At 66.7% G+C, this 14368-nt stretch carries 14 protein-coding genes; 7 read left to right on the top strand and 7 right to left on the bottom strand.

Annotated features, from left to right (window positions below):
• Positions 1-167 precede the first annotated feature (167 nt).
• The 4 genes from ACGFZW_RS26010 to ACGFZW_RS26025 all read right to left on the bottom strand — a co-directional run bounded on the left by ACGFZW_RS26010 (position 168) and on the right by ACGFZW_RS26025 (position 4795).
• Positions 168-707, bottom strand: a complete 540-nt coding sequence (locus ACGFZW_RS26010; RefSeq protein WP_393895834.1) for a TetR/AcrR family transcriptional regulator — start codon at positions 705-707, stop codon at positions 168-170.
• Positions 708-811: 104 nt separating this feature from the next.
• Complete coding sequence (whiG, locus tag ACGFZW_RS26015) at positions 812-1648, bottom strand: RNA polymerase sigma factor WhiG (RefSeq protein WP_393895637.1); 837 nt, start codon at positions 1646-1648, stop codon at positions 812-814.
• Positions 1649-2008: 360 nt separating this feature from the next.
• The gene (gene dprA, locus ACGFZW_RS26020; RefSeq protein ID WP_393895638.1) at positions 2009-3313 is read right to left on the bottom strand and encodes a DNA-processing protein DprA; all 1305 of its coding nucleotides are present in this window, start codon (positions 3311-3313) and stop codon (positions 2009-2011) included.
• Between the two features lie 99 nt (positions 3314-3412).
• Positions 3413-4795, bottom strand: a complete 1383-nt coding sequence (locus ACGFZW_RS26025; protein WP_393895639.1) for a YifB family Mg chelatase-like AAA ATPase — start codon at positions 4793-4795, stop codon at positions 3413-3415.
• A gap of 28 nt (positions 4796-4823) precedes the next feature.
• Between ACGFZW_RS26025 and ACGFZW_RS26030 the strand changes: the two genes are divergently transcribed.
• The 6 genes from ACGFZW_RS26030 (at position 4824) to ACGFZW_RS26055 (ending at position 10735) form a co-directional block, all read left to right on the top strand.
• Positions 4824-6338 (top strand): recombinase family protein, encoded by a 1515-nt coding sequence (locus tag ACGFZW_RS26030; RefSeq protein WP_393895640.1) that lies wholly within the window; start codon positions 4824-4826, stop codon positions 6336-6338.
• Positions 6339-6607: 269 nt separating this feature from the next.
• Positions 6608-6838, top strand: coding sequence for a hypothetical protein (locus ACGFZW_RS26035; protein ID WP_393895641.1), 231 nt, complete (start codon positions 6608-6610; stop codon positions 6836-6838).
• The gene (locus ACGFZW_RS26040; protein WP_393895642.1) at positions 6828-7097 is read left to right on the top strand and encodes a hypothetical protein; all 270 of its coding nucleotides are present in this window, start codon (positions 6828-6830) and stop codon (positions 7095-7097) included. The genes ACGFZW_RS26035 and ACGFZW_RS26040 overlap by 11 nt, the downstream gene beginning before the upstream one ends.
• Positions 7094-8353, top strand: coding sequence for an AAA family ATPase (locus tag ACGFZW_RS26045; protein ID WP_393895643.1), 1260 nt, complete (start codon positions 7094-7096; stop codon positions 8351-8353). The genes ACGFZW_RS26040 and ACGFZW_RS26045 overlap by 4 nt, the downstream gene beginning before the upstream one ends.
• Positions 8354-8701: 348 nt before the next feature.
• The gene (locus ACGFZW_RS26050) at positions 8702-9295 is read left to right on the top strand and encodes a hypothetical protein (RefSeq protein WP_393895644.1); all 594 of its coding nucleotides are present in this window, start codon (positions 8702-8704) and stop codon (positions 9293-9295) included.
• 108 nt (positions 9296-9403) lie between these two features.
• Positions 9404-10735, top strand: coding sequence for a phage major capsid protein (locus tag ACGFZW_RS26055; RefSeq protein ID WP_393895645.1), 1332 nt, complete (start codon positions 9404-9406; stop codon positions 10733-10735).
• 1636 nt (positions 10736-12371) lie between these two features.
• Here ACGFZW_RS26055 and ACGFZW_RS26060 read toward each other — a convergent pair.
• Genes ACGFZW_RS26060 through ACGFZW_RS26070 form a run of 3 tightly spaced genes read right to left on the bottom strand, consistent with a single transcriptional unit; the run spans position 12372 to position 13988 of the window.
• Positions 12372-13223 carry a helix-turn-helix domain-containing protein gene (locus tag ACGFZW_RS26060; protein ID WP_393895646.1) on the bottom strand — a complete coding sequence of 284 codons (852 nt, stop codon included), beginning with the start codon at positions 13221-13223 and terminating at the stop codon, positions 12372-12374.
• A 20-nt stretch (positions 13224-13243) separates the two neighbouring features.
• The gene (locus ACGFZW_RS26065) at positions 13244-13774 is read right to left on the bottom strand and encodes a DUF6879 family protein (RefSeq protein ID WP_393895647.1); all 531 of its coding nucleotides are present in this window, start codon (positions 13772-13774) and stop codon (positions 13244-13246) included.
• On the bottom strand, positions 13749-13988 hold the full coding sequence (locus tag ACGFZW_RS26070; protein ID WP_393895648.1) for a hypothetical protein: 240 nt from the start codon (positions 13986-13988) through the stop codon (positions 13749-13751). Before ACGFZW_RS26070 ends, ACGFZW_RS26065 begins: the two co-directional genes overlap by 26 nt.
• Positions 13989-14141: 153 nt before the next feature.
• Between ACGFZW_RS26070 and ACGFZW_RS26075 the strand changes: the two genes are divergently transcribed.
• A complete protein-coding gene (locus tag ACGFZW_RS26075; RefSeq protein ID WP_393895649.1) occupies positions 14142-14354 on the top strand; it encodes a hypothetical protein in 213 nt (70 codons plus the stop codon).
• Positions 14355-14368 lie beyond the last annotated feature (14 nt).

Raw genomic sequence — 14368 nt, forward strand, 5'->3', positions numbered from 1 at the left:
CGGGCTGCGGGCTGCGGGCTGCGGGCTGCGGGCTGCGGGCTGCGGGCTGCGGGCTGCGGGCTGCGGGCTGCGGGCTGCGGGCTGCGGGCTGCGGGCTGCGGGGCCAACGAATGTGGGGGTGGTGGGAGGTGGGGTGGGGCGGGGGGGAGGGCCCCAGAGGCGGCGTTTCAGCCTCGGACGCCGCGGAGGACCATCGCCACCGCCGCCTCCGTGATCTGGTCGGGGTCTTCCGCCGCGCCGAGTTCGATGCGGCGTACCGCGGCGTCGACAATGCCTTGGAGCAGCATCGCCGCGAGGCGGGGTTGCTCGTGGCCGAGGGCGGCGAGGGCTTCGACGATCATCGCGATGAGTCCGCCGTGGGCGGCTCGGATCTTCTCGCGTGCGCCTGCGTCCAGTTCGCCGGCCGAGATGGCGACGACGGCTCGGTGGCGCCGGTCGCCGACCAGCGCCAGTTGTCGGCGCACGTACGCCTCGATCTTTTCCTCGGCCGTGTCCGCGCGCGCCATCGCCGTCTCGACCTCGGCGGCCCATACGGGGAAGTCGACAGCGCACAGTTCTTCGACAACCGCGGCACGCGAGCGGAAGTACTCGTACACGGAGGAGCGCGCGAGTCCCGTGCGCTCGGCGAGGGCGGGGAAGGTCAGCGCTTCCGTTCCGCCTTCGGACAGCAAGGTGCGGGCGGCGTCCAGAAGGGCGCCGCGCTGCATCGTCCGGTGCTCGGCCACAGAGGCCGCTCGAATCCTTGGCACGCCTCCACTCTACGGACGGCGCGCCCGTCGTGGCACTCCGCGTCGCATCTCTGTGGCGAGGGTCAGCGTCCGACGTCGGCGAGTTTCGCTCTGAGCTGCAGTACGGACTTGGTGTGGATCTGGCTGACCCGGCTCTCGGTGACGCCGAGGACGTTGCCGATCTCCGCGAGGGTGAGGCCCTCGTAGTAGTAGAGGGTGACCACGGTCTTCTCGCGCTCGGGGAGGGTGTTGATGGCCCGTGCAAGCAGACGCCGCAGCTCTCGGTCCTCGGCGACCTCGACGGGGTTGTCGGCGGCCGTGTCCTCCAGCGTGTCCATCAGGCTGAGCCGTTCACCGCCCTCGCCGCCGGCATGGAGGAGTTCTTCGAGGGCGACGACGTTCGCCAGGGAGAGCTGGCTGAACACGCCATGAAGATCCTCAAGCGCGATGCCCATTTCGCGGGCGACCTCCGCCTCGGACGGAGTGCGGCGCAGTTGTGCTTCGAGGGTGGCGTAGGCGCGTTCGACGGCGCGGGCCTTCTGCCGTACGGAGCGTGGGATCCAGTCCAGGGCGCGCAGTTCGTCGATCATTGCGCCGCGGATGCGGGTGATGGCGTAGGTCTCGAACTTGATGGAGCGTTCGGGTTCGAACTTTTCGATGGCGTCGATCAGCCCGAAGACTCCGGAGGAGACGAAGTCGGCCTGCTCGACGTTGGGTGGCAGTCCTACGCTGACCCGGCCCGCTACGTATTTGACCAGGGGTGAGTAGTGCAGGATCAGCTGCTCCCGCAGTCGCCCGTCACCCGACGCCTTGTAGGAGCGCCACAACTCGTCGAGCGCAGTGGGCGCGGGGGGGCGCACGCTGCCGCGCGCGGCGGGTGGTACTGCCGCGCGGTCGGACCCGGAGGTGTGCTGGGGCATTCGTCGCCTTGAGCCGTTCTGCCGAGACGCTGGTGGGTGGGTGTCTGAAGGGGGGATTGCACGTGAGCGTAGCGTGACCGATGTGTTGCGGTGCGCGAGGATCGGGGGTTCGGGCGTGCGCAGATACGTTCCGCTAGCCGCACCTCGTCGTTACCTCGTACAGCGTGGCGACAGCCGGTCACGGGGTCGGACGCGTGTTCCCGGGGGGTGCGCGGCGGGATGCGGTGACGTGGCCCGCGGGACCCGGGCGGCCGGTTGCGCCACATCGCTATGTCCCCATGGATCGGCTCCGCATGCCGAAGCGAGGCAAACCTGGATTCTGCGGTCATTCCCCTCACCCTTTCACCCGTTCGCCCCAGGTCAAGTACCGCCTCGCCGGGAACCTGGGGTGCGCTCGGCGCGTCGCGCCAACTCCCAGCGGTCACCGCACCTTTGAACGAATCCAAGGGACTGCAGCTCGAAGAGTTTGCTTTGCGCGAGGTCGCGCGGGGTGCCTGATTCGCGTGCCAGGTGGGCGGTATCCGTGCCACCGCGGGCGGGCAGTGCTTCCAGTACGCGAGCTGCGACGGGGTCCAGCAGGTCGCGGGTGAGGGTCGGTCCGCGGCGTTCGGGGGCGAGGTCGCCGATGCTGCCGACGAGTTCGACGACGTCGTCGGGGTCGGTGACCACCACTGCTTCGCCGCGGAGGAGTTGGTGGACTCCTGCGGACAGTGCGCTGGTCACGGGGCCGGGGATGCCCATGGTGTAGCGGCCGAGTGCCGTGGCGCGTCGGGCGGTGACGAGGGAGCCGCTGCGGAGTTCGGCTTCGACGACGACGGTGCCTCGGGTGAGTGCGGCGATGACGCGGTTGCGTTGGACGAAGCGGCTGCGGGTGGGGTGGTCCCCGGGCGGTAACTCGGCCAGCAGGATTCCTTGTTCGGCGATCCGTCCGATCAATTCGGTGTGTCCTCGCGGGTAGGCGTAGTCGACTCCGGAGGCGAGTACGGCGATGGTGGGGCCGTCCGCTGCCATGGCGCCGCGGTGGGCTGCTCCGTCGACTCCGTAGGCAGCTCCGGAGACGACTGTCCAGCCGCGGTCGGCCAGGCCGGCGCCCATGGTGGCGGCGAGGTGGGCGCCGTACTCGGTGCAGGCTCGTGCGCCGACGATCGAGACCGAGCGCAGGGCCCAGAGCCGGAGGTTGGCGCGTCCGCGTACCCATAGGCCGATGGGGCGGCTGTCGCCCAGGTCGTCGAGTTGTCCGGGCCATTCGTCGTCGCCCGGGCAGAGGAATCGGCCGCCGAGTGCGGTGACGGCGGCGAGGTCGGCGGCGGGGTCTGTGCGTTCGGCGCGGAGTCTCAGACCGGCGAGCTTGTCCCGTCCGGCGCCTTTGGGCGGGTCGGCGTCAGGGGAGGACAGTGCCCGCCACAGGGCCACGGGGCCCATTTCGCGCAGCCAGCGGCCGGCGGTTTCGTCGCCTGGTTCGAGGATGCGGGTGAGTGCCGCGCGGGCTGTGCGCTGCGGCGTGTCGGGGTCGTGTCGGGGCGGCTGCTGGGCGTGTGGCGGACGGGGCGCCCGTTCCGGTGTGGTTCGGTGGGCCGCGCCTTCGTTCTCGCTGCCGCTCGGGCGGTCTCGGGTGGTGTCGTGGGCATCGTATGTGGCGAAGCCCCATGCGTCGGTCCCGCTCATCTCTCCCCCGTCCTGCGGCCGTTGTGGCTGCGTGATTTCCCGGTCCGTGTCACCGCTGCGGCAGTTGTTTGCGGGGCCGCAGCGGCTCGCGGGGTGCGCTCATGCTCCGGCGGTGGCCGTCACCGCTCCTCGTCGTACGCCGGTGCGGAGTTCCAGTGCCCAGTTGACGTCTTCGGTTGTCGGGCGGTCGCGGCCGGCGAGGTCCGCTGCTGTCCAGGCGACGCGGAGGACGCGGTCGAGGCCACGGGCTGTCAGCAGGCCGCATTCGAGGTCGCGTTCGGCTTGCGCGAGTGCGCCGGGGTGGACTTGCCAGCGGGTTCTCAGTTCGTGGCCGGGCACTTCGCTGTTGGTGCGCCAGGGGGTCTCGGCGAAGCGTGCCGCTGAGCGTTCGCGGGCGGCGCGTACGCGTTCGGCGACCGTCGCGGTGGATTCGGCGCCGCGGCCGAGGGCGATGAGTTCGGAGCGTGCGACGGGTTCCACGGCGATGCGTAGGTCGACGCGGTCCATCAGGGGTCCGGACAGGCGGGCGCGGTAGCGCCGGATCGTGGAGGGCCTGCATTCGCAGCCGCCGCCGATGGTGCCGTGCCGGCCACAGGGGCAGGGGTTGGCTGCGAGGGCGAGGAGGAAGCGGGCGGGCAGGCGCATCATGCCGGCGGCGCGGGCTACGACGACGTGTCCGGATTCCAGTGGCTGGCGCAGGGCGTCCAGGACGCGTGCGTTGCATTCGGCTGCCTCGTCGACGAAGAGGACGCCGTGGTGGGCGAGCGATACGGCGCCGGGGCGGGGCAGCCCGCTGCCGCCGCCGACGAGGCTGGCCATGGTCGCGGAGTGGTGCGGGGCGCAGTAGGGCGGGCGGTCGACGAGCGGTTGTCCTGGTGGGAGGGTGCCTGCGACCGAGTGGACGGCGGTGACCTCCAGGGATTCCTTGGGTGACAGGGGCGGCAGCAGCCCGGGGAGGCGTTCGGCGAGCATGGTTTTGCCGGCTCCGGGCGGGCCTTTGAAGAAGATGTGGTGGCGTCCTGCTGCGGCCACCTCCAGGGCGCGGCGGGCGGTGTGCTGGCCGGCGACGTCCGACAGGTCGAGGGTGCGGTCACCGGGTGGCAGGCCGGCGCCGATTCCGGTACCGGGCACGATCAGTCCGGCGAGCAGGGGGTCGGGGCGGCCTTCGCCCGGGGTGTCGTCCTCTTCGGGTACCGGTTCGTCGGTGAGGACGGCGATGAGCTGGCGCAGGCTGCGGACTCCGAGGACGGAGATGCCGGGGACGAGGGATGCCTCGGCGACGGTTCGTTCCGGTACGACGACCTGGCGGTATCCGGCGTCTGCCGCGGCCAGGACGGCGGGCAGCACGCCGCGTACGGGGCGGACCCGGCCGTCCAGGCCCAGCTCGCCGATCATCATCAGGTCGGTGAGTTCCCGTGGGTCGAGACGCTCGGCGGCGCCGAGGACGGCGCAGGCCACGGCGAGGGTCGAATCCGGAGTCAAGACATGTTTCAGGCGTACCATTACTGTCATGGCAATACAGACAAATGACGCTCGCCCCATCAGGGCTGCCCTCTACACCCGCATCAGCAACGACCCCACTGGCCGGCAGGCCGGCGTGAAGCGGCAGGAGGCCGACTGCCGCGCCCTCACCGAGGGGCTCGGGTGGGAGATCGTCACGGTTCACCGCGACAACGATCTCTCCGCTTATTCCGGCAAGCCGCGGCCTGGCTACCGGGCCCTCCTGGAAGATCTCCGCTCCGGCCGCGTCAACGCGATCGTCGCGTGGCACTCCGATCGCCTTTACCGGCGTCTCCAGGATCTGGACGAGCTGGTACAGGTCGCCCAGGAGCACGGCACGGAAATCCGCACCTGCCGGGCGGGGATCATCGACCTGAGCATGGCGTCCGGAGTACTCACCGCCGAGATTCAGGCATCTGTCGCGAAGCACGAGGTTGCCCACGCCATAGAGCGCATGGTGTCGGCGAAGGCCGAGAACCTTCGCGACGGCCTATATAGGGGAGGGCCGCGCCCGTTCGGGTACGAGGCTGACGGCGTCACCATCCGCCCTTCCGAACAGCAGCCGATCGAGGCGGCCATGGACGCGATCATCGCGGGCGACTCTCTGCGGTCGGTGTGTCGACGGTGGGAGGCCGAAGGTATCCGCACAGTGCCCCGCCGCAGGCGCTCGCCGGACGGCACCCGGAGCGAGCCCATCGACCACGAATGGAAGCCGACGGAGCTGCGGCGCATGCTGCTCCGCGCGCGCAACGCGGGCTTCACCGAGCATCACGGCCAGGTCATCGGCAGCGCAGTGTGGCCGCCGCTGGTCAGCGAGGAGAAGTGGCGCGCGGTGAAGGCGATCCTGGAGAACCCGACCCGCCGTACGACGACAGGTAACGCCCGTTCCTGGCTCGGTTCCGGCCTCTATATGTGTGGGGTGTGTCGAGACGCGCTGCGTTGCTCGACCAGCGGCGTCGGAGGGAAGACGAAAGCCGGGGTGGACGGGCGTACATGGAAGTCCGCGTACCGGTGCCGCTCGGGCGGGGCGAAGCACGTAGTTCGGGACTCGGCACACCTTGACAAATATGTCGAGCAGATCACCGTCGAGCGCCTCTCCCGTCCAGACGCGACCACCCTCCTGCGTCAACCCGAGTCGCCTGCGCCGACGGTGGATCTGCCTGCGCAAGCGAACGCCCTCCGGGCGAAGCTCGATGCGATCGCCGCGGACTATGCCGACGACCTGATGACCCGAAAGCAGATGATCGACAGCACCGCCGCAACCCGGCGACGCCTGGTCGCCCTTGAGGTGGAGATGACGGAACGCGCCTCAGTACCCGTTCTTGCGTCGCTGCCGCTGGGAACACCTTCGATTGCGGATCTGTGGCCCAAATGCAGCCTGGACCGGAAAAGGGCGATCGTTGACGCATTGATGACCGTCACCGTGAACAAGGCACACCGAGGCCGTCCGCGCGGATATAGACCGGGGGTCGACAATAACGGCTACTTCGATCCGGCCGCAGTCGAAATCGAGTGGAAACGCTGATTGCACGCACCCGCGCGATGAACGCCCACGTCAATTTCACTGTCATGCCGACTATTGACAGTGTGGACTACCCCACACCTGCCGAATTCGGACCCCTCAACACCCCTTGCTTCGCGGCACGTTGGTCAAGCTGAACCCTTGGGATCGAGAATCACCGAAAGCGGCTGAACGATCCACTGGATTCGGGCCGTGCTTCGTGCGTAGCATTTCTCGGTAGCAGCCGCGACTCCTTCGTGGATCACCCTCCTTTCTACGAGGGAGTTCTCCCGATGCCGATCCACCCCGAGCGCTCAAAACAGCGCGCAGCGATCGCCGCAAACAAACGCTGGCACCGTGACCGCCCCGAACTTGTCGAAGACGCCCAGCGTGAGCTGCGCACGCAGACCCTCGCCGACCACATCAAGCGCGTCGTGGACCTCGCCCCGTCGCTGACGGCCGAACAGCGGGACCGCCTCACCGTCCTGCTCCGCCCTGAGGGCGGCGACCGCCATGCCGCGTAATCCGAAGATCCGCCGCACGGGCGCAACAACTGCGGCCGAACGCGTCGCCGCCGCCTACCGCTGCTCCCACTGCCATTCGACGACGGGCGGCACCTGGCGGGACCGGCACGGCATCCAACACCTCGCAGTCGCGCACGACGACGGATGCCCCGTCCTGACGGGCGCCCTGCCCGACGCACCCGACGCACTGCGCGCCGCCGTCACGGCCGGATGCAGCGCCATCCTCGTCGCGTGGCCGCCGAAGGGCGGTGCGGCATGACGTTTCCCGCGCCTCTCCGGTACTTCGCCCTCGGTGCGGACGCCCACGCAGCGAAGGCCGAACTTTGGGCGACCATGACCGCCGACGAGCAAGCCACCACCGTCGCCGTCTGGAGTCAGCATCAGGACTCCGGGCACTGCTACCCCGGCGGGGAGACGACAGCGATGGCCGGTGCCGAGACGGCCCAGGAGCCCGATCTGGTCTTCCGGCCCCTCGCCGACGTGGCCGCCGACGTCGACAGCCGCGCCCCCCGACAGTTCCTCTTCGAACCGGTCATGGTCGCAGGCGACTACGGAGTTCTGTGCGCCGAGGACAAGGCAGGCAAGACGTGGGGCGGACTCGACGCGGCCGTGTCCTGCGCAGCGGGGATGCCGTGGATGGGCCAGTGGCCATGCCACGCCCCCGGCCCTGTCGTCGTCTTCTACAGCGAAGGCAGCGACGCCAAGTTTCTGCGCCGCGTCCGGGCCGTGGCCGCATCCAAGGGGCTCAGCCGAAGGCAGGCTGACGCGCTGCCCATCGTGCCCTGCTTCCGCTCCCCGCAACTCCGCAACCCCCAGCACCTCCACCTCATCCGCAAGGCTCTGGCCAGCCACCAGCCCGCACTCGTGATCATCGACCCGCTGTACCTGGCAGCTGCCGGCGCCAAGAGCTCCGACCTGTTCGGGATGGGCGAACTGCTGCTCGCGGTGCAGAAGATCATTCAGGACGCCGGGGCCAGCCTCCTCATCGCCCATCACTGGAACAAAGGCGGCAGCGGCGACGGCCACGACCGGTCCAGCGGGGTCGGTCCCGGCGCTTGGGGCCGCTTTCTCATTTCCGTGGCCGTCAAGTCATCCCGCACGGACCCGGACACCGGAGAGACGGCCGTCAAGCTCAAGTGGCAGTTCAAGGGCGACGAAATCCCGGAGACCGCCGTGATGCTGCTCCGCCGTGTCCGCGCCAAGGCCCCTCACGATCTGAACTCACCCATGCAGTACAGCGTCGAGTGCACTGATGACGACACCAGCGAGACCGATGACGGCCTGAAGCCCGCCGAGCGCAAACTTCTGGATGCTCTCCGGGCCGAACGGCGGGCGGTGACGGTGCGGGAGATCGGCGACCGCATCGCCGCGAAACACGGGACCGGCCTGCGCCGCGAAACCTGCTCGCGCGGGCTGAACCGCCTCGCCCACCTGGGGCTGGTGGATCAAATCCGCGGCTCCGGATTCGGCAAGCCCGACCAGTGGATCGCCATTGAAGAAACCGCAGGTCAATGACTCTGTGATCCGTTGTGACATCACAGTGACCGCTCACTAGTGACGTGATGTGACGGGCCCTAGAGGGCCGTCACGTCCATCACAACGGGACAGTGACGAGGAAGGACGTAAACCGTTGCCCGAAGTCCGTGATCCGCCCAACGAACCGGCAGCCACAGCATGGGCGGAAGAAAAGCCGCCCGAAACCTCGCCACCTACAGCCCTGGCCGCCCCTCGGAGGCCAAACAGGCGCCGACCGCCCCCGTGGTGCCCGACATGCCACAACTACGGCGAGATGGGCGTACACGACTTCGCGTGCGTGGTCGGCAACGCCATCACCAAGAAGAAAGCGACGAAGGAGAACTGACTATGGGCAGTCAGGACACCCACCGCGACCGCGGCCCGATGGCCGACCCTTTCGGCCCGAAGATCGCCAAAATCATCGGTGCCGCAATCAATCGCCTCACCCCCGAAGAACTCGCCGAACGCATTCGCCGCGTTCGGGAGGGTGAAGCCCCGCCAGGGACCGTCGAGCGGCTGAGCGGCGACGGGATTCGGACATTCATCTGGGCCGGAGAACCCTTGGCAACCGCCCCTACCGAGCACCCCGACTCGGCCACCACCGGAGGTAACGACAACATGCCTGACTACTCAATGGATGAGATCCCCGACTACCCGCCCCTCGCAGAGCCCGGCGACCTCGTGGCCGCCGCCTTCAAGCGGCACGCCCTCACGGGGAGGGACTGGACGAAGTTCGTCGACGGCACGCAGCGCTGGACCACCGAATGGAAAACGATGATCGGCCACCTGGAGCGTCGCGGGGGCGAAATACGCATCTCGCCGAAATGGCTTGGGAGCCCTACCGACCAGATCCAGCACGAGGCCAATCGCCTCGAAGGGCTCGGCGAGCCGGAATGGCGCCTGTGGAATGCCTGGGCGGAAGAACGTCGCCAACAGGGCTAGCTTCCCCCATTGACATTCGGGTACATTCTTCATATCTCCACGGGTTGATGGGGGGTCGCCGGGCTGAACGCTCATGGTGCGGGACCATCCGGCGATTCCTATCAGGAAATGGAGAAGCTCAACGTCACGAAAATTCTGCGGAGGCCGCAGGGTTTCGTGCGGGGGCTACCGGTCACAGCGGGCGGGGTGGCTTCCCTGGCCGTGGACCGCGAGGTCATGGTCCTCGAAAACCGGCGGAGCAGGTCGTGGCCGTCCAACGGAGCAAGCAAGCCGATTCCATCAGCATGCTCCGAAAAGGACGACATCATGACTCAGCACCATTTTCCCGCGCTCACAGAAGTGAAGCGCCAGATCCGGCGAGTGCTCGACGAGATCGGGCCGGATCTCAAGGCAGCGTCGCCTTCCCAGTACCAGGAACTCAAGCGTCTCAACGAACGGGCCGAAGAACTCGCGGGCCTCGGCGCGAAGGCATGCGGCACCGAGTCCGGCGACGGGGCCCGCCCTTATCAACTTGGCGAGGGTGTTGACCGGCGTGGCTCTTCCTCCATCGCCGAGGGCACTCGCAACTGGGCGGCCGAGACGGCCGCGAAGCTCGCCAGGACGGCCACCGACCGGGGAATCAAGGCCCTCACCTCCGGCCAGGTGGACGCGCCGCAGATGGTGCGGACCGGCCTGTTCACGATGCCGACGAACCCGGCGCGGCTCCTCGACCTGATCGTCGATCGCATCCAGATCCCCGGAAACGAATACGAGTACCTTCGGCAAACGACGCGGACCGACAACGCGGCGGCCGTCGCCGACAATGCGACGAAACCCACCAGCGTGTACACGGTGACCAGCATTCAGGACCGGGCGAGGGTCTACGCGCATCTGTCGGAAGCTGTCCCGCTGCGGATTTTCGCCGACCACAAGGACATCGAGCAGTTTCTTGCGACGGAGATGGCGCGCGGCGTGCTGGACCGCCTGGAGAGCGACATCGTAAGTGGTGCCGCCGCACAGGAGAACGTCACCGGGATTCTGAACACCGCGGGCATTGGCATCACGGCCTTCACGACGAGCCCGCTCATCACCCTTCGCAAGGCGCGGACAGCCATGGAGGCGGCACATGAGGAGCCGACCGCATGGGTGCTCCACCCGAACGACGCGGAGGTTCTTGATCTGACGACCACCGCCGACGGCGAATTTGTCGTCGACAGCTCAGGGTATGCGAATGTCTTCGGCACCATCCCCAAGGTCATCAGCACGAGCGTCCCGGCCGGCACGGCGCTCCTTGCGGATTGGCGGCAGTGCAGCTTGTACGTCCGCGAGGACACCACCCTGGACGCCGACCGCAGCGGCGTGCTCTTCGAGAAAAACCAGGTCAAGCTCCGCGCCGAGGGCCGTTTCGGCTGGGCGGTCAACAGGCCCGCAGCGTTCCGGACGATCGACCTGGCCGCGTAGAAGGTCACGTTGGCGGGGCCCTCGGAGTAGACCCGAGGGCCCGTAGCTTCTCTCCGTCTGCTTCGCGTCAAGCCGCAGTTCTCTCACGGCAAGGCGCCCTCACCCGCCCTGGGGGCCTGCGCGAAGCAGACGGGCACTACCACGCTGCTTATTCGGACGGCTGGCGATCAAACCACCGGATGCTGTAATGGAGTTGGGGTGCCAATGACGCGCCCCGATTTTATCCCTACGAGTGTTTTAGTGGCCCGCTTTGGTGTGGGTAGCGTGGCTTACATAGAACGGCCCCTATATATGGGGTTGCAGGCGGATGCCATATGCCGCATGCGCCCCACACCCCATTGGCAAGTGCCCATATCCCCTATTGGCAAATTCCCTAATAGATCATATCCTCATTACCTACACACTCAATGCGGCATTGTTGTATATAGATCAACGCACCCATGTACCAATTGCGCATATGGGCATGCAACCCATGCGCCATTACCCATGCAGCGCCATGGCAATAGCATAGTAGTTAGTGCATGCACCCAATACGCATATACACATACACCTATTGCCAACGTATGCAGTAGTAGCTAATACCCATACACCCTATGCCCATACCCCATGCATGGTGCCTAGCAGTAGCACCCCATACCCACTACCCACTACCCCATGGCGCCCACCCACCCATGCCCCCTACCCCACACCCCCTATGCCCTACCCCATACCCACTACCCATACCCCATGTGCCCATGCCCATAGGTGTATGGCATGTGTGCATAGGCAACACGGTCACATGGGTTTTCGGGTTTTGGGTTTTGGGTTTTCTCGGAATTTCGGAAACCGAATTCGTTTTTCGAAATTCATGAAACGCACCAGCCGACGACCACCATGCAACGCAACGCCACCCATAGGCCGCCTCATGGGCGCGCAAGGTGGCAGCCACGCACGGCACCGATGGGTCCCGTACGACGCCCGAGCGCGGAGACAGCCGTTACGGGCGACCCAGGGTGCACAGGTCAGCAGCCGATGGGCCCCACCCGGCACCCGCCGACCGATGGCCGACAGGAACGCAGCCGGGCCGGAAAGGGGGCCCAATGGGGCCCCGACCAGGCGGTATGTAGCAGGCAATGGGCGAGGACAGGGGAATTCGTGCAACGGCGACGCGATGCGCACGGATAAGGCGGACGGGGGCGGGTCTGACGCGTCGAACGAATTGGGCGTGGGTGACACCGCTGCCACCCCTCTCTCCCCGATGTGCAGATTTTGGGGGAGATGCTCACCCGGAGTAAATATCTCCGTACAGGAAGTGGTATCCGCCCAGCGGCCTTGAGGTCATTGAATTGCAAGGCTAGGCCCAATGCATGGAGGATGCGTATCGCCCGGTCGATTTCTTCGCTCCGGATGGTCGAGGAGTGACTGCTGCTTCCTATCGCCTGGTTCTCCCTTACGTCATAGAGCGCTAGGCACAGTCCTTCAAACTGCTTCATGGTGATGGCTGAACGCTGCTCAGTCATGGCCGCCTCCCATGTGGCTAGGAGCTCTTGATCTCAAGCTTAGCGGTGTGGTTCTGGCTTGTCCTGGCCAGAGATCAGAGGAACGAAAACCGGGCCTCGCGGGCTGCTTCCTAGGGAGTTTGACACCCTGGCTGCACCTATTCGAGCGCGCCAATGGCCGAGGTGATGAGGGCGCGCGCATCGCTGCCGTATACCGCCATCCTCGAAAGTTCGGAGAACGCTTTGACGTACAATCCGATTTCGCTGGGCTGGGAGACGGTGACTCTGGCCGACAATAATTCAACGGAGACCAGTTCATCGTCATAGGTGTGGAATGTTTCCATCGCCCATACGCCTCTGGGGCTAGCGGCAAAGGGAATCACGCCGAGGGATACGGAGGGTAGCGAGCCGACGGCAAGAAGGTGGCCGAGTTGGCCGGCCATCGTGTCGGCTTCTCCGATCTGGTATCGGAGAACGGATTCCTCGATGAGGAGAGCGAATCGATGTTCGCGCCTATGGAGGACTCGGCTTCTGTCCAGGCGGGCTTTGACGGCCTCTTCGACGTCGTTGGGGATTTCCCGGAATTCCGTGATGGAAGTGAGGAGGGCCGTCGCGTAGGCCTCAGTCTGTAGCAGCCCCGGGACCGTGTTCGACGCATAGATTCGGAACAGTCGCGTCTGCTCGAACAGTGCGTTATAGGACTCTTGCAGCCGCCGGAGACCGGTGCGCTGTTTTCTCCGCCATTCGGTCCACATCGAGTCGGCGGTACGAGAAGCGGCGACTATGTCGGCCGCCTGGCCTTCGGCGTCGCAAGCCACGCACCAGGCGCGGATGTCGTCATCTGACGGTGGGGTCTTCGCGTTCTCGATGCGCGATGTCTTCGCGGGATGCCATCCGGCGATCGACGCCAGGTCGCGTCCGGTGAGTCCGGCATCCTGGCGGATTTCTCGGAGCCTGGCGGCGACGGACTCCCGTGCAGCTTGGGCGCTGGAGATGGGGGACTTGGGCATGAGCTTTGGTTAGGTGCTCGTCAAACCTGGTATTCGTCGTGCGGTGTGGCGCGGTCCCATACGGATTCGAACGCCGCCATGCATAGCTTCACGACGGCCAGCTCGTGGCGCATTTCCCCGCCAGCAGATGCGCCGTCTCCGGTGAAGTGGTTGAACCGAACCAGTCGGTCATCGAAGAGCCAGAAGTCCGTACCGGGCAGGCACAGGTCTGCGGCCTGGCGACGGGGGAGCCACCTGACCTCTTCCCCGGCGGCGACATTCGTGAATGTGACGCTGTGCTCGAAGGCGATGTACTCCGTCACTGGCTCGCCGACGATCCTGGCGCGCCGCACGTTTACCCCTCGGGCGACCGTATCGGAGATGAGGTCGAGCCACGGGCGCCACCACGACGCACGGTCCTCAGGCTCCAGCCGGAAGCCCGCGCGCCACGCCTTGAGACCGGACTTCTCATAGTCGACGGCGTAGCTGTCGCGCATCTCCAGGTGGACAGCGGAGCGCTCGCAGCCGCCCAGCAACTCCGCGAAGCTAGGCGTGGGCCCGTTCTGCGGCATCAACAGCCTCCATGATCATGTGCGCCATGCGTGCGGGCACCCGAACGACCGCTTCGGATTCGGGGATCGGACCTACGTCAAGGCATTTCGCCTGGAGGGCTTCATCAGCCTTCCAGCCCTGGATGACGAATTCCTGGGCGGTGTCGTCGAACCAGACGGTCGGGCACTCGCCGTCGGTGCTGTTGGGGTCCTTACCGAAGAACGTTAGAGCCATTGCTGCCTCCTCTGTCGAGCCGGTTGCACCAGCTTGCACGACCCTACCCAGATGGGTGAGGGCGTCAAGAGCACGCTCATGCCCGGGAATTGGCGTGCAATCAGATGCAATCTCCTTGAGCCGGCCAACGGCGCCTCCCTACGGTCCTGAGGCATGGCGAGCACACGAGCAAAGGCGAAAGTCGGCCCTACCGCTGCCGATGCGGTCGAGGAACTGCGGGAAGCCCTGGCGGGTGCGGACATCACCTTGCCGTCTCTGGCCGTCGACCTCGGAAGCATCTACGACGTAGGCCTGGTGGACCTGGGCAGGGTGAACCCTCAGACGGCGTTGAACCTTGCGGCGGCGGTGCGCTGTGAAGGCCGCTGAGCGGCTCCCAGTGG

It is taken from the genome of Streptomyces sp. NPDC048248 (assembly GCF_043201875.1).
Taxonomy (GTDB): domain Bacteria; phylum Actinomycetota; class Actinomycetes; order Streptomycetales; family Streptomycetaceae; genus Streptomyces.